The organism is Pseudoalteromonas sp. TAE56 (assembly GCF_000497955.1).
GTDB lineage: Bacteria > Pseudomonadota > Gammaproteobacteria > Enterobacterales > Alteromonadaceae > Pseudoalteromonas.
On the sequence record NZ_AUTN01000158.1, the window covers coordinates 13,942 to 39,716 of the forward strand.

Here is a 25,775-nt window from a genome sequence, read left to right on the forward strand (position 1 = left end):
CTTAAAAAGAGAATAAATCGGGAAAAATTAAAAAAACAGCCAGTACTACTAGCAAAATGGTGGCAGTTGCAATCAATGAATATAAAAGTAAGTTACTGCGTTTTTTAGGAGGCGCTAAATCCTCATCTAGCATTAGGTCGTCATCTTGCCATTCGTCAACATTTTCGTCTGGTGCTTTTAATTGAGCTTCAGGAAGGCGTTGCTCTAGCTCGTCTAACTTTTCTTCAAGGCGAATTAAGCTGCTAGTGATGTAATCAAGTGCATCAAAAATACGTTCATCACGTTGGTTGTTTGCAGCAGGGGCAGAGCTACTTTGAATAGCGTTTGAAACAGCTTGAAGCTTACTTTTAATGCCTAAGCTCGCTAGTAACTTAGCCTGTTTTAACGCTTTGTCTTTATCGCTTGGCGCAAACAGTGGCTTTCCTTTAAAAAAAAGAGCTACTTTTTCATCTGACGTTTTTAATTTTGCAGCTAAATTTGTACATGCTGTTTTTATATCAACGTTATCGGCAAGTCCTGCAAATATAACGCGAAAGTTATCGGCCATTTAACTATCCCTAAAGCTTTTATAATGAAATGAGTATATACCTAAAGTACAAAAGAATTCGAGGTCGATTTTATAGTTATTTTGTAGACGCTCTACAAACAATATAGCGAATAAGTTTTAGATGCAAAAACGACCCTTAAAAGGGCCGTTTTTAATTTATTACAACACTTTTGGCTTAAAGGCCAGCAGCTGCGCGAAGTGCGTCTGCTTTATCTGTACGTTCCCAAGGGAATTCGTCACGACCAAAGTGGCCGTAAGCCGCTGTAGGAAGGTAGATAGGGCGCTCTAAATCAAGCATTTGAATTAAGCCGTAAGGGCGTAGGTCAAAGTGTTCACGAATAAGCTCGATTAAACGGCTTTCTTCTAGCTTGCTTGTACCAAATGTTTCAACGCTGATAGAAGTAGGCTCTGCAACACCTATTGCGTAAGAAACTTGTAGCTCACACTTGTCAGCAAGACCAGCAGCAACAATGTTTTTAGCAACGTAACGTGCTGCATATGCTGCTGAGCGGTCAACTTTTGATGGATCTTTACCAGAGAAAGCACCACCACCGTGACGAGCCATACCACCGTATGTATCTACAATGATTTTACGACCAGTTAAACCACAATCGCCCATTGGTCCGCCAATTACAAAGCGACCTGTTGGGTTAATGAAAAACTTAGTTGCGCTTGTAATAAGTTCTGCAGGAAGTACAGGCTTGATGATTGTTTCCATCACAGCTTCTACTAAATCTTTTTGTGAAATGTCTTCGCTGTGCTGAGTAGAAAGTACAACAGCATCAATACCTACAGGTTTGCCGTTTTCGTATGCAAAAGTAACTTGAGATTTTGCATCTGGACGTAACCAGTTAAGCTCGCCGCTCTTACGCACTTGCGCTTGGCGCTGTACTAAACGGTGTGAGTAAGTAATTGGAGCAGGCATTAGTACTTCTGTTTCGTTACATGCGTAACCAAACATTAAGCCTTGATCGCCCGCGCCTTGCTCTTCTGGGCTAGTACGGTCAACACCTTGGTTAATGTCTGGAGACTGTTTACCAATAGTGTTTAAAATTGCACATGAATCGGCATCAAAGCCCATGTCTGAATTTGTGTAGCCAATGTCACGAATTGTTTTACGTGTAATTTCTTCGATATCAACCCATGCGCTAGTAGTGATTTCACCACCAACCATAACCATACCGGTTTTAACGTAAGTTTCACACGCTACGCGAGCCTGAGAGTCTTGCTCTAGGATTGCATCAAGTACCGCATCAGAGATTTGATCGGCGATTTTATCCGGATGACCTTCAGAAACAGATTCAGAAGTAAATAAATGTTTTGCCATTGTATTTCTGCTCACAAATATTGCGCTTCACAAATGTCGGTATTAGCGCTAAAAAATTAAGGGGCGTATTTTATCGAAAACAAAACGCATTGCATAGTGTTTTTACGCCTAGACGTCTAAATAAAATTACGAATGTCATTCTAGTCTCAAAAAAAATTCATAATGCTGCCTTTTCTGGGGTTTTTAATTGCACACCGCCCCCACAATAAGTAAGAATGGATACATAACAGTATCCAAGTTATTTGGTTACATAAACAAACACATAAATACCCGCGCAAATACACATATAAGGTAGGAGAATTCATGCCATCTCGCAAAGAACTTGCAAATGCTATTCGCGTCTTGTCAATGGACGCAGTACAAAAGGCCAAATCTGGCCACCCTGGAGCCCCTATGGGCATGGCTGATATCGCAGAAGTATTATGGCGCGATTATCTAAAACATAACCCAACGAATCCAGAGTGGGCTGACCGTGACAGATTTATTCTTTCAAACGGCCACGGTTCAATGCTTATCTATTCTCTATTGCACCTAAGTGGTTACGACTTACCACTGGACGAAATTAAAAACTTCCGTCAAATGCATTCTAAAACACCAGGTCATCCAGAATACGGCTATGCACCAGGAATCGAAACTACTACGGGTCCATTAGGTCAAGGGATCACAAATGCCGTAGGTATGGCAATTGCTGAAAAAGCGCTAGCTGCACAGTTTAACCGTGAAGGTCACGATATTGTTGATCACTTTACCTATGCATTTATGGGCGATGGCTGCCTTATGGAAGGTATTTCTCATGAAGCAGGTTCACTTGCAGGCACTCTAGGCTTAGGTAAGCTTGTTGCATTTTGGGATGACAACGGCATTTCAATCGATGGCGAAGTAGAAGGTTGGTTTACAGATGACACGCCAGCTCGCTTTAAAGCATACGGTTGGCATGTAATTAGTGGTGTTGATGGCCACGATAGCGATGCTGTAAGTGCTGCAATCGCAGAAGCAAAAAGCGTTACCGATAAACCTTCACTAATTTGTTGTAAAACAATTATTGGTTACGGCTCACCTAATAAGTCAGGCAGCCACGATTGTCACGGTGCACCACTGGGTGATGACGAAATTAAAGCGTCTCGCGAATACTTAGGTTGGACTGGCGATGCGTTCGAAATTCCTGATGATATTTACGCACAATGGGATAGCAAAGAAAAAGGTCAGCAGCTTGAATCAAGCTGGGACGAAAAATTTGCAGCATACGCAAAAGCATACCCAGAGCTAGCGTCAGAATACAAGCGTCGTATTAACAACGAACTTCCTGGCGATTGGGCTGAAAAATCTCAAGCGTATATTGAGCAATTACAAGCAAACCCAGCAAACCCAGCGTCTCGTAAAGCATCGCAAAATGCATTAAATGCGTTTGGTCCGTTATTACCAGAATTCATGGGTGGCTCAGCCGATTTAGCTGGCTCAAACTTAACAATTTGGGATGGCTCTAAAGGTTTAACGCACGACGACGCAAGCGGTAACTACATTTACTACGGTGTACGTGAGTTTGGTATGTCGGCAATTATGAATGGTATTGCCCTTCATAAAGGTTTTATTCCTTACGGTGCTACGTTCTTAATGTTTGTTGAATATGCAAAAAATGCTGTACGTATGGCTGCATTAATGAAGCAACCAAGCATTTTTGTATACACGCACGATTCAATTGGTTTAGGTGAAGATGGTCCAACTCACCAACCAGTAGAGCAAATTGCAAGCATGCGTTTAACGCCTAACTTATACAACTGGCGCCCATGTGACCAAGTTGAGTCGGCAATTGCATGGCAACAAGCTATTGAGCGTAAAGACGGTCCTACATCGTTAATCTTTACTCGCCAAGGTCTTGAGCAACAAGCCCGTGACGCAAAGCAATTAAGTGACGTTAAAAAGGGTGGTTACATCCTTAGCTGTGACGGCAACCCAGAGATTATCTTTATTGCAACAGGGTCTGAAGTGCAACTAGCACAAGATTCAGCAAGCGAACTACGCAGCCAAGGTAAAAAGGTACGTGTTGTATCTATGCCATGTACTGATGCCTTTGAAGATCAAAGCGCAGCATACAAAGAAAGCGTATTACCGGCATCTGTTTCACGCCGCGTAGCAGTAGAAGCAGGTATTGCTGACTACTGGTATAAGTACGTAGGCCTAAACGGCGCAGTAGTAGGTATGACTACCTTTGGTGAGTCAGCGCCTGCAGGTGAGTTGTTTGAGCACTTTGGTTTTACAGTGGCAAACATTGTAAGCAAAGCAAACGAGCTTTTTTAATCGCTTTGATTAAATAAAGTAAGTAATTGAAGAACCCGCACATGTTGCGGGTTTTTTTATGCCCTTACATGAAGCAACTTCACCTTGAACAATGCTGCTTTCCTTGCAAGAAAGTAAGCTATCAGGCAAGGTAGTGCGATAAAATTTATAAATAAAAATCTTAAATTAATAGCAGGAGCTAAAAATGCCAAAGTTCGATAACGTAAGTGTAGTAAAAAAAGCCAATGTATATTTTGACGGAAAAGTGTCGAGCCGTACCGTTATTTTAGGTGATGGAGAAGCGAAAACGTTAGGCTTTATGCAACCAGGTGAGTTTGTTTTTGATACAAACCAAAAAGAGTGCATGGAGCTTTTAGCTGGCCAATGGGATATTTTATTACCAGGAGCAAGCGAATGGAAAACATTTAACGCAGGTGAATCGTTTAATGTTGATGCAAATGTAAGCTTTAAAGTAAAAGTATCTGATTTTGCTGACTACTGTTGTTCGTACACAGATTAATCAGTACAGCTAGACGTCTGAAAGCCCATGCACTATGGGCTTTGCATAAACTTTGCGCAACGCATGATTTAAATCACCAAAAACCGCAAATAAACCTCAAATATCTCTCTTTTTTCCTTGTGTTAATCTAAATAGCCCCCAATACTATTTATGAGGTAACAAATAAAAGGATACCCTATGAAAATTAATCTTTCTGGTCACCATGTTGAAGTTACTGACTCTATTAGAGAGCACATCAACGAAAAATTTTCAAAAATCGAGAGCCATTTTCCATCACTTATTGCACTCGATATTATTTTGTCTAAAGAGCATCATAAAATCCAAGCTGAAATTAGCACTAATTACGAAGGCACGCGCATATCGGTAAAAGGGGAAAACGAAGTTATGTACCCAGCCATTGCAAGCGCAGCTAAAAAACTCGATGCGGCACTAAAACATCGAAAAGGGCAGATAAAAGCAAACTTACACGAAAAGCCTGTTAGCACTACACCTGAAATCGCACACGAGATCATCCAAGAGATGGATCTTAAATAAAATTTAGTCACAAAGTATTGTAAAAAAGAGCCGTATGGCTCTTTTTTATTGCCTGTAATTTAGGTAAGTTATGCGCTCTTGCAGTTTATTAATTATAAAAATTAATAAAAAGAACACACAACACACATATTTTGAGAAATTAATGCACACAACAAAAGCAGTATGGAAGTCTCGACTAGGTGCGCTTGGCCCTGGGATCCTAATGGCAACAGCCNGGTTCTCACTTAGTTGCCTCTACGCAAGCTGGGGCAATATTTGGCTGGCAATTATTTTGGCTTATCCTCGTTGTTAATGTTTTAAAGTACCCGTTTTTTCGCTTTGGGATGGAATACACACTCGCTACTAAAAATAGCCTAGTGGAGGGCTATAAAAGCAAAGGCCCGTTTTACTTTTACAGCTTTATTGGTTTAAACATTGTAGCTGCTGTAGTTAATACTGCCGGTGTATTACTGCTTACCGCAAGCTTACTGCATTACGCGCTGCCTATTGTGATTGAAGTAACCTTGCTTTGTTGGATGCTGTTAGGGGTATGTTTAGTTATATTGCTACTTGGGCACTTTAAAGCGCTAGATAACGTTGCCAAAGGCATTATGGGGCTGCTTACGCTCGCTACTTTGATTGCCCTTGCCATTGCATTTAGTAACGGCCCAATGGCACCTGCTGATTACATAGGGCCTTCACCGTATGAACTTGCCATGCTTAGCTTTATGGTGGCTTTAATGGGCTGGATGCCAGCCCCTATCGAAATATCTGCATTAAGTTCTTTATGGCTAAAAGAAAAACAAGCGCAACAAACAGTGTCTAAAAGCCAAGGCTTGTTCGATTTTAACGTAGGTTACTGGCTTACAGCAGGCTTAGCCTTAGTATTTTTTAGCTTAGGTGTATTAGTGCAGTACGGGCAAACCAGTAGTATAGAACTCGGCGGTGTCGCGTTTGCCAAGCAGCTTATTGATATGTACGCATTAACAATAGGCGAGTGGGCAAGGCCGCTTGTATCAGCAATCGCCTTTTTATGTATGTTTGGCACTACACTCACCGTACTAGATGGCTACGCCCGCACGCTTAACGAGTCTCATAAGTTACTTGGCTTTAAGCAATCCAAACACAGCCTAAATATTTGGTTAATACTACAAGCACTTGCCGGTATGGCCGTTATTTTATTTTTTAAATCAGCCCTTGGCCCCATGCTTACGTTTGCCATGACGCTTTCATTTGTTACCACGCCTGTATTTGCATGGCTCAATTTTAGCCTTGTGCGATCAGAGCCTGCTATAAAGCACAGCGTGTTATTACGTATCTTAACGTGGTTAGGACTAGTGTATTTAGTAGGCTTTGCAGTAGCGTTTGTAGTGTGGAAACTAGCAGCCTAAATATAGCTATTTACTTTAGGGTTTTAATTTAAGCCCTAAAGCTTAAAATTTAAACGAGGTATAAATGGATATTAGAATAGACGAGCTTTCAAACCCACACGTTATAAAGCTACTACAAGCGCATCATAACGATATGCTAAAACATTCGCCTGTTGAGAGCGTGCATGCACTTGATGTGAGCAAACTCACTCAGCCCGATATAACTTTTTATAGCTTATGGATTGATAATAATTTAGCGGGTGTTGGCGCTTTAAAAGCACTAAATGTGACCGAAGGCGAAATTAAATCAATGCGCACATCAAGCAACTATTTACGCCAAGGCATAGCCGCTAAGTTACTCACGCATATTATTGAGCAATCAACACTGCGAGGTTATAAAAAGTTAAGTTTAGAAACCGGAACAGCAGAGGCATTTTTGCCCGCACAAAAGCTTTACACTCAATTTGGTTTTAAAGAGTGCGAGCCGTTTGGGTGTTATGAGCTAGATCCGTATAGTTTGTTTATGAGTAAAGTGCTTTAAGTTGTATGCGCTCATTATTTATAGCGAAACGAAAAGTCATGTTCAAAAGCAGATCATAAAAAGCAATTAAAAGAGTTTTTAGAGGTATGGCGCAATGAGCAAACGTGATTTATTTTCAGAATTAACGACAGCACTTGTGGACGCTAAAGCGCATTCACAAGGAAAGCTAACGTTTAGGTACTCATTCAGTAAATGATATTAACGATCTTGTTATCTCCCCTGATGAAATAGTAAATATTCGAGAAATATTCAGCATACATCAGCAAGAACGCTCGAAAATTGGGAACAAGGACGCAGCGCACCAAATGGGCAAGCGATAACATTGTTAAAGCTTGTGCAGCGTCAACCTGAGACGCTAAATCATATAGCGGAGTTATAGAGATTATGAATCTCATTCAAGTAAATACGACACTTAGGCAAGTTTGATTTATTATGAATCATAAAAAGAGACGCGACCCCATCATATTAAATGTTTGAAACTTGAATAGCGTAAATATTTTGATTCCAACTTTTCTGATTGTGCTGTATGAGAGGGATGAAATAAGCTTCCATTCTCACCGCTAAAAACTGAGCAAAAATATAATGAGTTTAATATATTAATCAATCTAAAAAAATTACTTTCTGTACCGTAGTTACTTTCAGGTTTTAGGGCATGCAGTATTGAATGCCTATTTAGGCTATGAGATTCATTAAATGTATTAGTATGTTGGTATAAAGATTTTTCTAAAAACCACTTTAAAGATTCAATTACTTGGATGCTTTCATCATAAGTGTCATGCAACTTTATATCTAGGAAATCTTGAGGGACATAATCACAAGAATTAAAGATATAGTGCTTAATATAGTAGCGCTGGAGCTTGATGAGATTTTCCATTAACTCTTTGGAATAAACAGATGAAGCCTTTACGCCAAGATCCCTAATTATACCCTCTATACATGGTAATAATGAAATTACTGCAACTTTAAATAATCCTAAGTGGTAAGCTTTTAGCGACTCTCCTAATATTTCAATGTACTTAGAAATATGTTTGTTGGTTGAGTATGTGCTTGTTAAAAGTTCAGGTAACCCTAAAGTACTTTTGAAAAAATCGGCAATTATTTTTTCATTTATATTGTTATCTTGGTTTTCAGATAATGTCTTTAAAAGCATTTCTTGATCACCATTAGAGATTAAAGTTGGCAGAACCATACCAATTTTATAAAATTCATTTCTAAAAAATATCAACCCATTAAGTTTATTATTTTTAAGAGCTCTTGATTTACTAACAGGGAAAAAAGCTGTTCTTTTTCCTATAGTAACTTTATATCCTTTAATACCTAAAAACCTTCCTACTGTAATTTTTTCCAATTTAGCATGAGAGTAAATTGACTTAATTATCGAAGATGTCTTTTCAAAGTCATTTAGTGAGTTCTTCTTTAATAAATCTTTATAGAGCTTTCGAAATTTAAGATCGCAAATGGTAGGTTCTATCATGTCAAATCACTTTATTATTAACGCGGTAAGTTGGATTGTTTCTAGTAAATTCATCATTTTTGTCGGATGGCGCGGCTTTGCCACTTATCCGACCTACGTCAAAAGGTAGGTTGGTTAAGCCGAAGGCGCCACCCAACAGAGTTTCAGATAAACGCCTGAGGGTCCGCTACTGGAACTGAACTGTCGTTAATTTGCATCTAACTCAGCTCTTTTATCGCTCTACTTATCCCATCCAAACTCAGCGGGTACATTCTGTTACCCATCAACTCTTTTATAAAGCCAATAGATTGATAGTACGGCCAGTGTTCAACGGGTTGTGGGTTGAGCCAGGCGACTTTATCAAAGTGGTTGGTAATGCGTGCAAGCCATGCACTGCCGGGCTCTTCGTTGTAATGCTCTACCGAGCCGCCCGGGTAGGCTATTTCGTATGGGCCCATAGTGGCATCGCCGACAAATATTACTTTGTAGTCGCTGGTAAATTTATTAATCAGCGTCATGGTGTCAATCACGTTTGAATGGCGGCGCGCGTTGTCTTGCCATACGTGCTCGTATAAACAGTTATGAAAGTAGTAAAACTCTAGGTGTTTAAACTCGCAGTGGGCGGCGCTAAATAATTCTTCGCAGGTGTGAATATAGTCATCCATTGAGCCGCCAATATCAAACAGCATGAGTACTTTTACGGCGTTGTGGCGCTCGGGTGCCATTTTTACGTCCAGCATGCCGCCTTGTTTTGCAGTAGCGCGAATAGTTTCGTTTAAGTCCAGTGTGTCGCTTGCGCCAGTGCGGGCAAACTTACGTAACTTTTTAAGGGCGAGTTTAATAGTACGCGAGNGAGCCAATTTCTCTGTCGGTGTCGAGGTTTTTGTATTCTCGTTTATCCCACACTTTTACCGCTTGGCGGTTACGGTTGCCATCTTGACCAATGCGCACGCCCTCAGGGTTATAACCATAAGCGCCAAAAGGTGATGTGCCGCCAGTGCCCACCCATTTATTGCCGCCTGCGTGGCGTTTTTGTTGCTCTCCTAAACGCTCTTTTAGGGTTTTCATAAGCTCGTCGAGCCCGCCCATGGCTTTTAGTTGGGCTTTTTCTTCATCGCTTAGGTTTTTTTCAAACTCTTTACGTAGCCAATCTTCAGGTAAGTTGTGCTGTTGCTTTAAACTCTCGAGCAAATCAAGGTCAGCAATACCGCTAAAGTAGTCGCTAAAGGCTTTGTCGAATCGATCAAAGTGCGTTTCATCTTTTACCATTATGGTGCGCGCTAAATGGTAAAAGGCGTCTACGTCGGCAAATATAACGCCTTTTTTTAAGGCGTTAATTAAATCGAGTAGTTCGCGCAGGCTTACCGGTAAACGGTATTTACGTAGCGTGAAAAAAAACTGTACTAACATATAAGGGCCTGTTTATCTTTCGAGGTTAAATTTGCAGCAGTGTATTTGGTATTTAGGCAAGGCAGAGCCTATGTAGTGTGGTTATTCCCCATAAATAGGCGATAACACAGCATAAATACCAAACACGCGCTGCCAGAAGGTTCGTTCTAGGGACGATTAACTCTTTGTTGCTCGGCTTTTACTTAGCCCACTAGGTTACAAACCTCGCGCCACGATTAAATCGTCCCTAGTTAGAACAAATTTTAATCCTGAAAGGTCAACAGGCCCTAGCGACGGCTCATAAAGGCGAGCTTTTCGATTAGGCTTATGTCTTGCTCATTTTTAAGTAGTGCGCCAAACATGGGCATTAAACCGCCTTTTTTAGCTTTGTCGTGCAGTGTTTTAGCGTCTATGTCTTCTGCCATAAGCAGTTTAAGCCAATCGAGTAATTCGCTGGTGGATGGCTTCTTTTTAAGGCCGTTAGCTTCGCGCAGATTAAAAAATACTTCGAGTGCTTGGCGTACTAAATCTTGTTTAACGTTAGGGTAGTGCACGTCAATAATTTGCTGCATTTCATCGCTGCTAGGAAAATCAATATAATGAAAAAAGCAGCGGCGTAAAAATGCGTCCGGTAATTCTTTTTCATTATTGGAAGTGATGATCACAATTGGGCGCTCTTTTGCGACAATACGCTCATTAGTTTCATAAACATGAAACTCCATTTTATCAAGCTCAAGCAGTAAGTCGTTTGGGAACTCGATATCAGCTTTGTCTATTTCATCAATTAATAGTACAGGGCGTTTACCGTTAAGCTCTGCATACGTAAATGCCTGCCAAAGCTTACCTTTAACAATGTAGTTACTAATGTTGTGTACGCGCTCGTCACCTAATTGGCTGTCGCGCAGGCGCGAAACCGCATCGTACTCGTACAAGCCTTGCTGCGCTTTGGTGGTCGATTTTATATGCCACTGAATAAGCGTGGTGTCTAAACTTTTAGCAAGTTCTTCAGCCAGCATAGTTTTACCTGTGCCGGGTTCGCCTTTAATTAAAAGTGGTTTTTCGAGCATAATGGCAGCATTTACAGCTTGTTTAAGCGAGCTGCTAGCTATGTAATTATCGGTTGAATTAAATTGCACGAGTTAGCCTCTATCTGGTCAGAGCAGTATTGAATGTATTCATGATGCCATAGTTAATCTATTTCACCAATATAGGCAAAACGCGGTATTGTGTTGCCGTCTTTTTCTATTGTTTCGTTAAACATACTAAGTGGACGTGCCCAAATACCAAATTCACCGTAAAGAGCCTGATAAATTACAAGCTGTTCCTCGGTTTCGCTATGGGTGGCAACGTGAATAACTTTGTATTGCGGCCCTTTGTAGTGTTGGTATAAGCCTGGTTTGAGGGAAAGTGGTTTTATTGCTGTAGTCATGTTTTGATCTCTTGTATAATTTGGCTTTGCACTTTTAATGTTAACTAATTTGCCGACACTATGAACTATATTTCTTTAGATGATTACAAAAAGGCGTGGGTTTTTCGCCACAAAGATTTACCTGTATCTGATGAAGACGCAGCAAAAATAAAGCCTATGAGCGACGAGCGCGCAGCCGTACTTTGGACAACCATGGTAAGCCGTGAGTTTGATCACCCTGATTTTTTTGAAGACACCGATTGGTGTGGCCAAGAAAAAAGCTTTAGCCAAGAAGTAGATTGGCAAGATGCGTGGGAAAATGGGGATGCGCAACCTCCAGAAGCAATCTTAACGTTTTTAGATTGGGAAGCTAACACCACTGTTTATTTTTGTATGGCACGCGATAATATTATCGAAACAACATTTGATGTATTTAAACGCAATTGGCAAAATTTTATGTTTTTAGCTGATGGCAGTTTATTGATTGGTAAAAAGCGTAATACGGTTGTGCAATTTTTAGAATCAGGTAAAGCAAAATTAGGTGAAAAGCCAAGCGCTTAAATTAGTGCGCTGCGCTTAAAAAATATTCAATACTGTGTTATAAAACATTTACCTAAATATTTTTGAGTACAGCTTTTGGTCGCTAAAAATCAGTCACTTGGTGCTCAGCAGCAAGTTGAAATTTGGCAAACTGATGCACAAAAAGTGCTGTATGCACAATTGTGTAATGCGTTTTATCAGCGTGAGGTTCAGCGATTAGTTGCAGAGCCTAATGCGGATAAACTGCGCCGCCAGTTAAAAAGCCTACCTTATTATATTGAGCGAGCTGCAACGTTAGTTGCCAATGGTGACACGCCTTTTACGCTGGACGCACAAAATGGTACGTGGCTTGAAAAGCAAAAACCAACCCCACCCGATGTGAATGTTCAAGCTAATGAACTTTTTTATCAAACGTATGCCAAAGTGGGGCTTATAGTGCCCGTTATATTAAATGGCTACGATCAGGTGCGTCTTAGAATAGACAGTATCGATCAGTTAGGCGAAAATAAGCTGCATTGTAACGAGCTTGGTTGGTTTGATTTTTTAGGAAATGGGCTAGAGCAGCAAAATGCTCAGTTAATAAAGCCAAGTAAAGTGAGTTTAACGGGGGCATGTTGTGGGCACCAGTGGCAATTTTCGAAGCGTTGCATGCCACGGGTTTTATCACTACGCGAAATGCTTTTAGCGGGTAGTATTAATTGGCGCAATTTAAAGCGCCCCTTAGCGTATTAAAGCTAAGGTATTTGGAATTTAAAATAAGGAGTGTTAAATGCGTATTTTTCAAGTTGGCTTACTGTGCTTAGCACTGTTTGTACAATACAGATTATGGTTTGGTCATAATGGTTTACAAGACTACACACGGCTAAAAGGTGCTGTAGCGTCGCATCAAGTAACTAACGAAAAGCTCATTAAACGTAATAAAGTACTTAAAGCAGATATTGAAGACTTAAAGCTTGGCCAAGAAGGCATTGAAGAGCGTGCACGCAACGAATTGGGAATGATTAAACCGGACGAAACATTTATTCGTGTTTTACCGGGCAAACAATATGACAAATAAACAGACTATTGCAGCAATTGTACCTGCAGCGGGTGTTGGCAGTAGAATGCAGCACAATGCGCCTAAGCAATATATACAATTAGCCGGTAAAACCATTTTAGAACACACCTTAGCTAAACTTTCCCAATTATCTCAATTACGTACTATTGTTGTTGCTCTTAGCGACAGCGACCCTTATTTTGATGAACTCCCACTGCTTGATAAGCGCATTGTGCGAGCCAGNCCCGCCTACATGGGTATTGGTGCACGATGCTGCCCGTCCGCTAGTTAATATCAGTGATATAGAACGTTTGATTGATGAATGCGTAAGCGCTGATGAAGGCGGTATTTTAGCTAGTAAAGTAAAAGACACCATAAAACGTGGCCACGAGTACAGCGAACAAACGGTGCCACGAGACGATTTATGGCAAGCACTTACCCCGCAGTTTTTTAAATATAACGAGCTTAAAAGTGCGCTTCAAAACGCATTAGCAAGTGGGGTAACTATTACAGACGAAGCAAGCGCAATTGAGTGGGCAGGTAAACCGGTAAAGCTTGTAGCAGGTCGCAGCGATAATATTAAAATAACCACGCCAGAGGATCTAGATTTGGCTGGGTTTTTATTACACAAACAACAAAACGAGAGTGCATTATGATACGAATTGGCCATGGTTTTGACGTACATAAATTTGGCGGCGAAGGCCCGTTAACTATTTGTGGTGAAAAAATTGATTACCCACAGGGCTTTTTAGCGCACTCAGATGGTGATGTTGCTATTCATGCATTATGCGATGCTATTTTAGGCTCACTTGCAATGGGTGATATTGGTAAGCACTTTCCAGATACGGCAAGCGAGTATGAAAATATCGACAGCCGTATTTTACTTCGCCATGTGGTGGGCTTAGCTAAAGAGCAAGGTTATGTAATTGGCAATGGCGATGTGACTATTGTTGCACAGGCGCCAAAAATGCTGCCACATATTCAAGCTATGCGCGCTAATTTAGCCAGCGATTTAAATTGTGACCTTAGCCAAATAAATGTTAAAGCCACTACAACCGAAAAGCTAGGCTTTGAAGGACGCAGGGAAGGTATATCAAGCCATGCTGTGGTTATTATGAGTAAAGAGCTTACGAGTACAAAAAACGCATGAGCGATTTAAATTATTTATACGGTGCACCGCTTTCTAAAGCAGACTTTAAAACAACTGCTGAAGACTTTATGGTTGATGAAGATCTTGGTATAGAATTTACCGGCAGTGGCGAACACGTGTGTTTGCAGGTAGTTAAAAAGGGCGAAAACACGCAATATGTTGCAAAGCTTGTTGCCCAGCGTGCAGGTGTTTCACCGCGAGACGTAAGTTACGCAGGTATGAAAGATCGCCACGGTGTGTGCTCGCAGTGGTTTAGTGTAAAGGTGCCAATTAAAAAACCTATCGATTTTAGCGATTTAAATAGCGAGAGTATTTTTATTGTGTCGCAACAGCGCCACGACCGTAAATTACGTACGGGTTGTCACAAAGGCAATAAATTTACTATTACGCTTCGTAACGTAACCAAGCCGCTTGATATTTTATGCCGTATTAACGCAGTACGCGCAGGTGTGCCTAATTACTTTGGCGAGCAGCGTTTTGGACATGGCGGCCATAACTTAGTAATGGCTGAAAAAATGTTTGCCGGGGAGCGCATTCGCGATAAAAAGCTGCGCGGTATTATTATTTCAGCAGCGCGTTCGCATGTATTTAATCAAATAGTAAATTTACGTGTAGCCGAACACGGTTTAGCTAAAACAATGCACCGTGAAGTATTTATGCTCAGCGGCAGTAATGCATTTTTTGAAGATGCAATTAACGACGAAAACATAGAGCGATTAGCCACTGGCGATATTATGATGTCGGCACCTATGGTGGGTAAAAGTGAAAAAGGCTTAACCGAGCAAGAAAAAGTATGGCTCGAACCATATCAAACATGGTGTGATGGCTTAGGTGAGTTAGGCCTTAAAAATGAGCGCCGAATGCTGCGCTTAATTCCACAAAACTTAACTGTTGAAACACTTGATGAAACCACACTAAAACTAAGCTTTGGTTTGCCAAAAGGGTGTTTTGCAACCGCATTATTACGTGAGCTAGTGGATTACACAGATGCTAGCCCTCGAGAGCGCAAAGAAAAGGATAATGGCATAAATGAAGATACTGTTAAGTAACGATGATGGCGTAAATGCCAAAGGCATTGCGGTTTTATATCAGGCGCTTATACAAATTGCAGATGTAACCCTTGTTGCACCTGATCGCAACTGTAGTGGCGCGAGTAATTCTTTAACACTTATGAACCCGCTACGAGCAACTACACTCGAAAATGGTTTTATGTCGGTTAATGGCACACCCACTGATTGTGTACATTTAGGTGTAAATCAGTTAGCTGATGAAAAGCCAGATCTAGTTGTTGCAGGTATTAACCATGGTGCTAATTTAGGCGATGACACGCTTTATTCCGGTACTGTTGCCGCTGCAACTGAAGGTCGCCATTTAGGTCTGCCTGCAATTGCGGTATCGCTTTGCTCACATAATGGCGATCATTTTGAAACAGCCGCTGCAGTTACCGTCAATATTATTAAAGGCTTGGCTTCGCATCCGCTTCCAAAAGATCAAATAATAAATATTAATGTGCCAGATATTCCATTAAGTGAATTAAAAGGGGTGCAAGTAACACGTTTAGGTGCTCGTCATAAAGCCGAAACGATGACGAAACAAACCGATCCTTGGGGCCGTGATATTTATTGGTATGGATCGCTTGGCACCGAAAGCGATGCTGGTGAAGGCACCGACTTTTACGCAATCAATAATGGCTATGCCTCAGTTACGCCACTGAGTGTTGATATGACAGCTAAAGATAGCTTAAAGGCAGTAGGAGAATGGTTAGCCGATTTGGAGATTAATCGTGCTCGCTAATTATACCCGCAGTGCAAAAGCGCTTTCTGACTTACTAAAGCGTGAAGGTGTTGAAGATACGCAAGTACTTAGTGCTATAGCTGATATTCCGCGCCATATTTTTATAGATGATGTGCTAAAACACAAAGCCTATGAAAATACAGCGCTCCCTATTGGGCAAGGGCAAACAATTTCTCAGCCTTACATAGTAGCGCGCATGACAGAGCTACTTCGTTTAGCTGGTGTGCTCAATAAAGTGCTAGAAATAGGTACAGGATCTGGGTATCAAACTGCAATATTGGCCAAAACGTTTGCAAAGGTTTACTCGGTAGAGCGTATTAAAACACTTCAGTGGCAGGCAAAAAGACGTTTGCAGCAACTCGATTTATATAATGTAACCATGAAGCATGGTGATGGTTGGCAAGGCTGGCAATCACAAGCGCCGTTTGATGGTATTATAGTGACTGCTGCGGCCTCTAAAGTTCCGCAAGATTTACTTGCTCAGTTGGCCGATGGTGGCGTGTTATTAGCGCCCATTGGTGAGAGCGTTCAAAAATTAGTAATGGTTATCCGCAAAGGCGATAATTATAAAGAGCATGTTATTGCTCCCGTTAGATTTGTGCCGTTAGTACCTGGCGATATTGAATAGGAATTCATTTTGAAGTTGTTTACCAAGTTATACGATATGGCCCTAGTGTGGGCAAAACACCGTCATGCGGAACGTTACTTAGCTGCGATGAGCTTTGCAGAATCAGTTTTTTTCCCGATACCACCCGATGTAATGCTTGCACCTATGTCACTTGCGCAACCAAACAAAGCATGGCGATTTGCAAGCTTTGCCACAATAGCATCGGTTATTGGTGGAGTGGTTGGTTACTTACTTGGTTTTTGGCTATTTGAACCCGTTGTAGAGCCATTGATTGCACAAATGCACTGGCAAGAAAAGTTTGATATAGCGCTAAACTGGTTTAAGGATTACGGTGTTTGGGTTGTGTTTTTAGCCGGTTTTTCGCCTATACCATATAAAGTATTTACGATTGGCGCAGGCGTTTTACAAATGGCATTTTTGCCATTTTTAATAGCATCAGCCATTGGGCGCGGTGCGCGATTCTTTTTAGTTTCAGCCTTAATGAAGTGGGGCGGAGCTCAAATGGAGCGAAAATTACGTCAGTATATTGAAATACTTGGTTGGGGATTAGTGGTATTAATTGCGCTAGCTTACTTTTTATTGCGTTAAGCGTTAAAAATATCAATTTTCTAATTTAGGGGAAAAATACAATGAATAAACAGTGTTTACTGTATGTAACTATATTTATTAGTATTTTTCTCTTTGGTTGCTCTTCTCGCCATGTTCCTGCACCTGTTAGTAGCTTAAATAATAATGTTAATGATTTAGGTCATACTGTTAACATAAATGGGGCTAGCTATAAAGTACAAAAAGGAGATACGCTCTACTCTATTGCCTTTAGTGCTGGGCAAGACTTTAGATTACTTGCAAAAAACAATTCAATTCCATCACCTTACACAATTTTCCCAGGGCAAAACATCTCCTTACTCCCTAAGCCCGAAAAAACAAAAAGGGATGGAAATTATACGAATTCGAGTAAAAAGTCTATAAAAAAATCACAAAAAAATAACAAAATTTTAAAGAAAGAGCTTGATCCTCCAAAACAACGAGAGTATGTTCAGAAACAAGCCAGTAACAAAATTAGTAATACTAAACGTTTGTCGAGCAGTAAAGTTAAGTGGTTTTGGCCTGCACAGGGCAAAATTACCAAACGCTTCTCTAATAAGGAAAACGGTTATAAAGGTTTACAGATTACTAATCGCAAAGGGGCTTCAGTCTTAGCTGCGGCACAAGGAACAGTGGTATACGCGGGTAACGCCCTTCGAGGTTATGGTAGTTTAATCATATTGAAACATAATGATGATTACCTAAGTGCTTATGCACATAACTCGAAATTACTTGTTAAAGAAAAGCAGAAAGTTAAGGCAGGACAAAAAATAGCAGAAATTGGTAATTCAGAATCTCCGGTCACCGCGCTTCGCTTTGAAATTCGCTACCGAGGGCAAGCTGTCAATCCTGCTAAATACCTACCCTAATTTTTAGGTATTGATAATTGCTCGGGAGAAGGCTTATGGCTAGCGCAGCAAAACTTGACAAACATACTACGACTGACGAAAAGTTCGATGACATCGATGTTGATGAAAGCACAGCTCTACTAGATAAAGTAGACGACGATGAAATCTTTGCTAAAGAAGAAGTAACTAAAAATCTTGACGCAACTCAACTTTATTTAGGCGAAATTGGTTTTTCTCCTTTGCTTAGTGCTGAAGAAGAAGTGTTTTTTTCTCGCAAATCACTTCGAGGGTGTGAAGCCTCACGTAAACGTATGATTGAAAGTAACTTACGTTTGGTTGTTAAAATAGCACGTCGTTACAATAATCGCGGCCTTGCTCTACTTGATTTAATTGAAGAGGGTAACTTAGGCTTAATTCGCGCAGTTGAAAAATTTGACCCTGAGCGTGGATTTAGATTCTCTACTTACGCTACATGGTGGATACGTCAAACAATTGAACGTGCCATTATGAACCAAACGCGTACCATTCGCTTACCTATTCATGTAGTTAAAGAGCTTAATGTGTATTTACGTACAGCGCGTGAGTTAACTCAAAAGCTTGACCATGAGCCAACAGCTGACGAAATTGCAGCTTGCCTAGATAGACCCGTTGAAGACGTTACTAAAATGCTACGTTTAAACGAAAGAATTGCATCAGTAGACATGCCTATTGGTGTCGAAAACGACAGTGTACTACTTGATATCATCCCAGATGAAAAAAGTGCTGGCCCTGAAGGCGAAGTACAAAATAATGATATTAATAAACATATTGTAGACTGGTTAGGGGAATTAAACCCTAAACAACGTGAAGTATTGGCACGTCGATTTGGATTGCTTGGTTATGAGCCATCAACACTTGAAGATGTAGGTCGTGAGATAGGCTTAACACGTGAGCGTGTAAGACAAATTCAGGTAGAGGCATTACGTCGTCTAAAAGACATTTTGCAACAAGAAGGTTTAAGTACAGATAGCTTGTTTAATCAGTTTTCGTAACTAGTTAAATAGTTTAAGAGACTATGTGTGTTAAAAAGCCGAAGAATTTATTCTTCGGCTTTTTTTATGCTTGTAAATCAGATGATATAAATTACAACAATGCTTTTAGTTTATATAACAAATCGTGCGCTTGGCGTGGCGATAAATTATCAGGGTCAATTGCACTTAACTGCTCTTCAACTTCTGAAGGTGTACTTTGTGCAATTTCGTTATTAAAAGTAAAGGCTTGCTGCTCTGTATTTGGTGCAGTAAAGCTTTGATGATTTTCAAGCAACTTAAGTTTTTGCTTTGCTTGTGCAATCACAGCTTTTGGCACACCTGCAAGAGCAGCTACCTGTAAGCCAAAGCTCTTACTTGCTGCGCCATCAAGTACTGTATGCATAAAGGCGATTGTATCGTTATGTTCTATTGCATCAAGGTGCACGTTGACCAGACCTGTTGTCTGTTCAGCAAGTTCTGTTAACTCAAAGTAGTGAGTAGCAAATAATGTTTTAGCTGATATTTTTGACGCTAAATGATCGGCTGTTGCATACGCAAGCGAGAGCCCATCGTAGGTACTTGTACCGCGACCAATTTCATCCATTAACACTAAAGACTGCGCCGTGGCATTATTTAAAATAGTCGCTGTTTCGGTCATTTCTACCATGAAGGTTGAGCGACCTGATGCTAAATCATCGCTAGCACCAATACGTGTAAATATGCGATCGATATTGCCTATTTTAGCGCTGTCTGCAGGTACATAACTGCCAATGTGAGCCATTAATACAATAAGTGCTGTTTGGCGCATATAGGTTGATTTACCGCCCATGTTTGGACCCGTAATAATCAACATTTTACGTTGGCTGTTTAATTCAACAGGGTTGGCAATAAATGGTTCTTTCATTACTTGTTCAACAACAGGGTGACGACCTTGCTTAATGCTTATATTGTCGTTATCGCACAGTTCTGGTTTTGCATAATTGAGTGCAAGTGCACGTTCGGCCAAGTTATTTAACACATCTAAATCGGCCAGTGCTGCTGCCATCATTTGAAGTTGCTCTATGTGTGGAGCAATAAATCTAAACAACTCTTCGTATAGTTGCTTTTCAAGCGCTAAGGCTTTTGATTGGCTACCGAGTACTTTATCCTCGTGTTCCTTAAGCTCTGGAATAATGTAACGTTCGTTATTTTTAAGCGTTTGGCGACGAATGTAGTCGGCTGGAACCAAGTGCGCGTTAGCTCTACTTACTTCTATAAAAAAGCCGTGTACTCGGTTATAGCCAATTTTTAATGTACTAATTCCTGTACGTTCACGCTCGCGTTGTTCAAGCTGTTCAAGTACATCGGTGGCACCTTTGCTTAAGTTACGCCACTCATCAAGCTCACTGTTGTAACCAGGGGCAATAACACCACCGTCACGAATTAGTACCGGTGGGTTATCGATAACTGCACGTTCTAATAATTCTCGTAAATCAGGGAGTTCAGGCGAGTGCTTGATAATACCTGCTATACGAGGATCGTTAGCGTCAGCTAACAAAGTATGCAGTGGTGCAAGTGCTTGTAGAGCACTACGCAGGCGAGTTAAGTCGCGCGGGCGAGCTGTGCATAAAGCTAGGCGTGCAATAACACGTTCTACATCACCAATTTCTTTTAATGATTCGTGTAATTCACCGCCAAGCTGCGCATCTAAAATTGCACTAATTGCATTTAAACGTGAATTTAGCTCGTCTTTATTACGAATTGGTGTATGAATACGGCGCTTAAGTAAGCGAGAACCCATTGGCGTTGCTGTTTTATCAAGTACTTGAGCAAGTGTATTTTCAAACCCGCCCGATAGATTAACGGTAAGCTCTAAATTTTTACGTGTTGCGGCATCTAAAATAACTGCGTGCTCGTTGTGCTCAAGCGTAATTGCACGAATATGCGGCAATGCAATACGTTGTGTATCTTTTACGTATTGCATTAAACAACCTGCAGCAACAAGCGCGCTGTGGGCTTTATCTACCCCAAAACCCACTAAATCCTTAGTACCAAACTGATCGCATAATAAGTGCTGAGCCGTATCTAAATCGAACTCCCATTCTGGGCGACGGCGGGCACCTTTTATATGTTCAATTAAATGAATGTTCTCAAAGCTTTCGCTATACAGAAGTTCTGCTGGTGATAGGCGTTGAATAGTTGAGCTAAAGGCTTCGTCGGTATTTACTTCGACAATATTAAAACGACCAGAGTTAATGTCTAAATAAGCAATACCGTATAAGCCTTTTTTACTTTGCCAAACACTGGTAAGGAGATTGTCTTGACGCTCTTGTAAAAGCGCTTCATCAGAAATTGTACCGGGTGTAACTATACGCACTACTTTTCGATCAACGGGGCCTTTACTGGTTGCGGGGTCACCCACTTGTTCGCAGATAGCGACTGATTCACCCATTTGGACTAGACGTGCTAAGTAGTTTTCTACCGCATGGTAGGGTACGCCCGCCATAGGGATAGGATCGCCGCCAGCTTTACCACGATGAGTTTGCGAAATATCGAGTAATTGAGCGGCGCGTTTAGCGTCATCAAAAAAAAGTTCGTAAAAATCGCCCATACGATAAAACAATAAAATATCGCGATGCTCTGATTTTATTTTTAGATACTGCTGCATCATAGGGGTTTGTTGTTTTATAGTGTGTGGTGCATAAAGATCAAACGACATGTATTTACCCAAAGGCTGAATATGGAATTACATCAAGAGATTAAAACACTTGCTGCGCAATTAGGCGCTATTTTAACGGATAAATGCTTATGGATCACTACTGCTGAGTCATGTACTGGTGGCGGAGTGAGTTATGCGCTTACCGATACACCTGGAAGTTCAGCTTATATCGACCGTGCATTTGTCACTTATAGTAACCAAGCAAAGCAAGATTTGCTCAATGTTAGTGCTAGTACATTAAATCAATACGGTGCTGTGAGCGAGCAAACAGTCCATGAAATGGCAGTAGGTGCTATTAAAGCAACAAACGCTAATATATCTATAGCTGTATCGGGCATTGCAGGGCCTGGCGGGGCGACAGAAGGTAAACCTGTTGGACTTGTATGGTTTGGCATACAAATTGATGACAAAGTACTGACCTTTAAACAAATATTTACTGGTGATAGGGCTCAAGTAAGGCTGCAAGCTATTGTATTTGCATTAAAAAGTGTAATAGATGAGATAAAATGAAAAAATTAGCTTGATACTGTGATTTCATACAGTATACTTGTTCGCATTAGCTGGATTGGAGAACAAAATGAACGATAACAAACAAAAAGCGTTAGACGCAGCACTATCACAAATTGAACGTCAATTTGGTAAAGGCTCAATTATGAAATTGGGTGATAACAAAGCGTTAAATATTGAATCTGTATCTACAGGTTCACTAGGTATTGATATTGCCTTAGGCATAGGTGGCTTACCTATGGGACGTATTGTTGAAGTGTATGGTCCTGAGTCATCTGGTAAAACAACGCTTACTTTACAAGTTATCGCAGAAGCTCAAAAAGAAGGTAAAACATGTGCCTTCATTGATGCTGAGCATGCTCTTGATCCTGTATATGCACAAAAACTAGGTGTAAATATTGATGACCTTTTTGTATCTCAACCTGATACAGGTGAGCAAGCACTAGAAATTTGTGACATGTTAGTACGTTCAAGCGCAGTAGACGTCGTTATTATTGACTCGGTTGCTGCACTTACACCAAAAGCTGAGATTGAAGGCGACATGGGCGACTCGCACATGGGCTTACAAGCACGTTTAATGTCACAGGCATTACGTAAGCTTACTGGTAATATTAAACGTTCTAACACGTTATGTATTTTCATTAACCAAATCCGTATGAAAATTGGTGTTATGTTTGGTAACCCAGAAACAACAACGGGTGGTAATGCACTTAAGTTTTACGCATCGGTACGTATTGATATTCGTCGTATTGGTTCGGTGAAAGAAGGTGATGAAGTTGTTGGTAACGAAACCCGCGTTAAAATTGTTAAAAACAAAGTAGCGCCGCCATTTAAACAAGCTGAATTTATCATCATGTATGGCGAAGGTATTTCTAAGCAAGGCGAGTTAATTGATTTAGGTGTTAAGCATAAAATTGTTGAAAAAGCAGGTGCTTGGTACAGTTACAGTGGCAACAAGGTTGGCCAAGGTAAATCTAACTCAATTAAGTTTTTGAAAGAAAACCCAGAAATTGCAGATGAGATTGAAGGTAAGTTACGCGAAATGCTTTTACTAAAAGCAACTATTGAACCTGAAGACGGTGAAGATAAGTTAGGCGACGATCCAGACCTTTAAACTGCACCCAAATGAGTTTTTAAGCTTGATTTGACCCGAGCTTTGAAAAGCGCTAATCAGTAATGATTAGCGCTTTTTTGTTTATTCAAAATTTAAAGCAGGTAAAAATATACGCTATACATTTTAATCGGGTAAAAGCATTCTCTAATAATTAAGAATGCGCACTAATTAAAATAGAACTTTAAAAGCGATAAGTTAAGCTAACTTTACCGCTAATAGGTGAGCCATAAAAACCAACATTGGCTAAGCTAGTAATATGTTTTTCATCTGCGATGTTATCAATGTTAGCTTGAATCGATAAGTCTTCGCTAGCATCCCATCGAGCAAATGCGTTCATAAGTAAATAAGAATCCTGCTTAACATTACTGGCTATATTTGCTGTTTTTGATTGCCATTTACCGGCTAAGCCGAATTGGAACTGAGGTAGTTGAGGTGGCGTATAATCTAATGAAAAATTAACAACATTTTCAGGCTCCCACTCATGAGAGCTATCACCAGCATCATCATTGATATCTAAGTATGTATAAGCAAATACAGCGTTTAGATCATCAGTTATTTGTCCTGTTAATTCTAATTCAAAGCCCTGAGTATCTTGATCTGCTCCTTTATAGTAAGTAAACCCAGATGCATTTAGCCCAGCATAAGTTGCGATGTTATCTTGTTTTGCGCTAAATACTGCAAAGGTTGCAAGTAGTTGATCATCAAACCATTGAGTTTTAACACCTACTTCGTAATTAACACCTTTACTTGGATCTAAAAAATTACCATCGTAGTCGTATTGTTCTTGTGGTTGATAAATATCGGAGTAGCTTACATATAAGTTAACATCATCATTAATTGCATACGTTGTTGCTAGGTAAGGGCTTATCTCACTTTCATCATTATCTATATCAACGCCTTGACTAAAACCTGTGCGCTCATAATCGATAGCGTTAAAGCCTGCAATAACAAATATGTCACTTGTTAGATTTAATTTAGTTGAACCAAAAAAACGCTTCAAAGTAACATCAATATCAGCATATTTAGTTTGCTCGCCCCAAATAGGTTCAGCGATCGCATCTAAAGCATATGGAAAAGCAGGAGCTAAACCATAAGCTTCTGTCGTTCCAGCATCGTAAGAGTTAGTAAAAGAGTAGGATGTGCTTTGTGAAATACTTCCACCAAGCATTAACTCATGCTCTTGACCAAACAAGCTGTATTCACCCTTAGCCGTTATATCAAACAAATCAGCTGAGAACTCTGTATCATATCGTCCAGGAAGACTGGCTAAACCTAAATTAGTTTCACTATCAAACATTCCATAAGGGTCGTAAAGATAAAGTAATTTGCTTTGATCTTCTGAGTCTTGGTAATTATAAGTTGTTTTAATTTCCCAATTATTATCGAATACATAAGTATATTCAATAAAAGCTGTGGTATTAAGCGTATCCCATTTAGTCCACTCTTGAGTAGTACTAGTACCTACATCCCACTCTGCTTGTGTACCATCGGCATATGAAAGTGGTAATCCTCCCCACATGGTTCCATCTGTATTGGCATCTTGATGTGAAGCACCAAATGAAAGTGTTGAATTACCAGTAAGTTGTCCATCAACTACAGCAGAGAAGTAAGTACGATCGTTTTCTAAACCATCAAGGTATGAATCAGAGCCTTCTGCAGCACCAACAACACGTGCAGCCCAGCTACCAGAATCTGTTAATAAAAATGAATAATCAGCTTGTAAGCGCTTTAAACCATAAGTACCTACAGAAATGCTTACTTCACCTTCATTCTCATTTGTCGGACGCTTTCGAACATAGTTAATTGTACCCGCAGCATTACCAACGCCTGTTAATTGCCCATTAGCACCACGAATAACTTCTATTTTTTCATAACCATAACTTTCCATTGCACCTGTAACAAGGCCCCAGTTATTAGGCAGTCCAACTCCATCAACTTGTGTGCTTTTAATATCAAAACCACGTGATGTATATCGTGTACGGTTAGTTTCACCTTGTTCTACAGTAATACCCGTTGCCATTTTCATTGCGTCATTAATACTGTTTGCTGCAAAGTTTTGAAGTTGCTCTGCGCCTATTACACTAATAGATTGTGGTGTTTCGTTAAGTTCCATAGTTAAACCAGTAGCACCTTGGCTAACTCGGTCTTGACGTACACCAACTATTAATATTTCTTCCATTGTTTCGTTGTTATTTTCAACTGTATTTTTGGTTGATGTTTCTTGTGCTTGAGCTGAAAAGCCCATGGCTAAAACTAATGAAGAAAGTGCAAAAGTGCGATTGAGTTTCATGTTTTCCCTTAATTAATATTTAATATTATTTGTGTTTATTTAAATAATTGGGACATTCTACTATTTAGAATCAATAAACTCAAACAAAAACTATTATCATTTGCAAACGCGTTAGCGCTGTTTTAGGGGAAATTACTTAGCCTGTAAATAATATTATGATTAGGATAAACGATACGGCTTATAAAAATATGGTTGTTTTTTTAACTTAAATTGAATTACAAAAAAAGCGGCCT

23 protein-coding genes and 4 pseudogenes are annotated in these 25,775 nt (G+C 40.3%); 19 read left to right on the forward strand and 8 right to left on the reverse strand.

What is annotated here, in order from left to right; translation table 11 throughout:
- Nucleotide 1: 1 nt before the first annotated feature.
- Nucleotides 2-547, reverse strand: coding sequence for a hypothetical protein (locus tag L656_RS0120450; RefSeq protein ID WP_024600600.1), 546 nt, complete (start codon nt 545-547; stop codon nt 2-4).
- 175 nt (nt 548-722) lie between these two features.
- Nucleotides 723-1,874, reverse strand: coding sequence for a methionine adenosyltransferase (gene metK, locus L656_RS0120455; protein ID WP_024600601.1), 1,152 nt, complete (start codon nt 1,872-1,874; stop codon nt 723-725).
- A gap of 303 nt (nt 1,875-2,177) precedes the next feature.
- Here metK and tkt point away from each other — a divergent pair, with 303 nt between their 5' ends.
- The 6 genes and pseudogenes from tkt (at nt 2,178) to L656_RS1000000123675 (ending at nt 7,471) form a co-directional block, all read left to right on the forward strand.
- Complete coding sequence (gene tkt, locus L656_RS0120460) at nt 2,178-4,169, forward strand: transketolase (RefSeq protein ID WP_024600602.1); 1,992 nt, start codon at nt 2,178-2,180, stop codon at nt 4,167-4,169.
- 184 nt (nt 4,170-4,353) lie between these two features.
- Complete coding sequence (gene ppnP, locus L656_RS0120465) at nt 4,354-4,668, forward strand: pyrimidine/purine nucleoside phosphorylase (protein WP_002958974.1); 315 nt, start codon at nt 4,354-4,356, stop codon at nt 4,666-4,668.
- Between the two features lie 177 nt (nt 4,669-4,845).
- Nucleotides 4,846-5,202 carry a ribosome hibernation-promoting factor, HPF/YfiA family gene (gene hpf, locus L656_RS0120470; RefSeq protein WP_007376058.1) on the forward strand — a complete coding sequence of 119 codons (357 nt, stop codon included), beginning with the start codon at nt 4,846-4,848 and terminating at the stop codon, nt 5,200-5,202.
- A gap of 202 nt (nt 5,203-5,404) precedes the next feature.
- Nucleotides 5,405-6,572: pseudogene (locus tag L656_RS01000000122480) on the forward strand (NRAMP family divalent metal transporter).
- Between the two features lie 64 nt (nt 6,573-6,636).
- Nucleotides 6,637-7,092, forward strand: coding sequence for a GNAT family N-acetyltransferase (locus tag L656_RS0120480; RefSeq protein WP_024600603.1), 456 nt, complete (start codon nt 6,637-6,639; stop codon nt 7,090-7,092).
- A gap of 94 nt (nt 7,093-7,186) precedes the next feature.
- Nucleotides 7,187-7,471 (forward strand): annotated as a pseudogene (locus L656_RS1000000123675) (helix-turn-helix domain-containing protein).
- Between the two features lie 81 nt (nt 7,472-7,552).
- On the opposite strand, the gene L656_RS0120485 reads toward L656_RS1000000123675, so the two are convergent.
- The 4 genes and pseudogenes from L656_RS0120485 to L656_RS0120500 all read right to left on the reverse strand — a co-directional run bounded on the left by L656_RS0120485 (nt 7,553) and on the right by L656_RS0120500 (nt 11,363).
- Nucleotides 7,553-8,566: a hypothetical protein gene (locus L656_RS0120485; RefSeq protein WP_024600604.1), complete on the reverse strand. Its 1,014-nt coding sequence runs from the start codon at nt 8,564-8,566 to the stop codon at nt 7,553-7,555.
- A gap of 197 nt (nt 8,567-8,763) precedes the next feature.
- Nucleotides 8,764-9,955, reverse strand: a pseudogene (locus L656_RS01000000122485) (vWA domain-containing protein).
- 266 nt (nt 9,956-10,221) lie between these two features.
- Nucleotides 10,222-11,070: an AAA family ATPase gene (locus L656_RS0120495; protein WP_024600605.1), complete on the reverse strand. Its 849-nt coding sequence runs from the start codon at nt 11,068-11,070 to the stop codon at nt 10,222-10,224.
- Nucleotides 11,071-11,123: 53 nt separating this feature from the next.
- A complete protein-coding gene (locus L656_RS0120500) occupies nt 11,124-11,363 on the reverse strand; it encodes a DUF1653 domain-containing protein (protein ID WP_024596334.1) in 240 nt (79 codons plus the stop codon).
- Nucleotides 11,364-11,423: 60 nt separating this feature from the next.
- Between L656_RS0120500 and L656_RS0120505 the strand changes: the two genes are divergently transcribed.
- From L656_RS0120505 to rpoS, 11 genes and pseudogenes are all read left to right on the forward strand, one after another.
- Nucleotides 11,424-11,903, forward strand: coding sequence for a DUF2947 domain-containing protein (locus L656_RS0120505; protein WP_024596335.1), 480 nt, complete (start codon nt 11,424-11,426; stop codon nt 11,901-11,903).
- Between the two features lie 75 nt (nt 11,904-11,978).
- Nucleotides 11,979-12,614 carry a hypothetical protein gene (locus L656_RS0120510; RefSeq protein WP_024596336.1) on the forward strand — a complete coding sequence of 212 codons (636 nt, stop codon included), beginning with the start codon at nt 11,979-11,981 and terminating at the stop codon, nt 12,612-12,614.
- 37 nt (nt 12,615-12,651) lie between these two features.
- Complete coding sequence (gene ftsB, locus L656_RS0120515) at nt 12,652-12,939, forward strand: cell division protein FtsB (RefSeq protein WP_024596337.1); 288 nt, start codon at nt 12,652-12,654, stop codon at nt 12,937-12,939.
- Nucleotides 12,929-13,574: pseudogene (locus L656_RS01000000122490) on the forward strand (IspD/TarI family cytidylyltransferase). The gene ftsB and the pseudogene L656_RS01000000122490 overlap by 11 nt, the downstream one beginning before the upstream one ends.
- The gene (gene ispF, locus L656_RS0120525) at nt 13,571-14,068 is read left to right on the forward strand and encodes a 2-C-methyl-D-erythritol 2,4-cyclodiphosphate synthase (protein ID WP_024600606.1); all 498 of its coding nucleotides are present in this window, start codon (nt 13,571-13,573) and stop codon (nt 14,066-14,068) included. The pseudogene L656_RS01000000122490 and the gene ispF overlap by 4 nt, the downstream one beginning before the upstream one ends.
- Nucleotides 14,065-15,117, forward strand: coding sequence for a tRNA pseudouridine(13) synthase TruD (gene truD, locus L656_RS0120530; RefSeq protein WP_024600607.1), 1,053 nt, complete (start codon nt 14,065-14,067; stop codon nt 15,115-15,117). Before ispF ends, truD begins: the two co-directional genes overlap by 4 nt.
- Complete coding sequence (gene surE / locus L656_RS0120535) at nt 15,098-15,862, forward strand: 5'/3'-nucleotidase SurE (protein ID WP_024600608.1); 765 nt, start codon at nt 15,098-15,100, stop codon at nt 15,860-15,862. Before truD ends, surE begins: the two co-directional genes overlap by 20 nt.
- Entirely contained in the window at nt 15,852-16,490 is a 639-nt protein-coding gene (locus L656_RS0120540; protein WP_024600609.1) for a protein-L-isoaspartate(D-aspartate) O-methyltransferase, read from the forward strand. Before surE ends, L656_RS0120540 begins: the two co-directional genes overlap by 11 nt.
- 9 nt (nt 16,491-16,499) lie before the next feature.
- Complete coding sequence (locus tag L656_RS0120545) at nt 16,500-17,078, forward strand: YqaA family protein (RefSeq protein ID WP_002958957.1); 579 nt, start codon at nt 16,500-16,502, stop codon at nt 17,076-17,078.
- Between the two features lie 41 nt (nt 17,079-17,119).
- Entirely contained in the window at nt 17,120-17,944 is an 825-nt protein-coding gene (locus L656_RS0120550) for a peptidoglycan DD-metalloendopeptidase family protein (protein ID WP_024600610.1), read from the forward strand.
- 35 nt (nt 17,945-17,979) lie between these two features.
- Nucleotides 17,980-18,954: an RNA polymerase sigma factor RpoS gene (gene rpoS / locus L656_RS0120555; protein ID WP_024600611.1), complete on the forward strand. Its 975-nt coding sequence runs from the start codon at nt 17,980-17,982 to the stop codon at nt 18,952-18,954.
- A gap of 91 nt (nt 18,955-19,045) precedes the next feature.
- On the opposite strand, the gene mutS is transcribed toward rpoS, so the two are convergent.
- Complete coding sequence (gene mutS / locus L656_RS0120560; protein WP_024600612.1) at nt 19,046-21,631, reverse strand: DNA mismatch repair protein MutS; 2,586 nt, start codon at nt 21,629-21,631, stop codon at nt 19,046-19,048.
- 21 nt (nt 21,632-21,652) lie between these two features.
- Between mutS and L656_RS0120565 the strand changes: the two genes are divergently transcribed.
- Both L656_RS0120565 and recA read left to right on the forward strand, forming a co-directional pair.
- Nucleotides 21,653-22,141, forward strand: coding sequence for a CinA family protein (locus L656_RS0120565; protein WP_024597314.1), 489 nt, complete (start codon nt 21,653-21,655; stop codon nt 22,139-22,141).
- 67 nt (nt 22,142-22,208) lie between these two features.
- Nucleotides 22,209-23,252: a recombinase RecA gene (gene recA, locus L656_RS0120570; RefSeq protein ID WP_002958952.1), complete on the forward strand. Its 1,044-nt coding sequence runs from the start codon at nt 22,209-22,211 to the stop codon at nt 23,250-23,252.
- Nucleotides 23,253-23,433: 181 nt separating this feature from the next.
- On the opposite strand, the gene L656_RS0120575 is transcribed toward recA, so the two are convergent.
- A complete protein-coding gene (locus L656_RS0120575; RefSeq protein WP_024600613.1) occupies nt 23,434-25,542 on the reverse strand; it encodes a TonB-dependent siderophore receptor in 2,109 nt (702 codons plus the stop codon).
- Between the last annotated feature and the right edge of the window lie 233 nt (nt 25,543-25,775).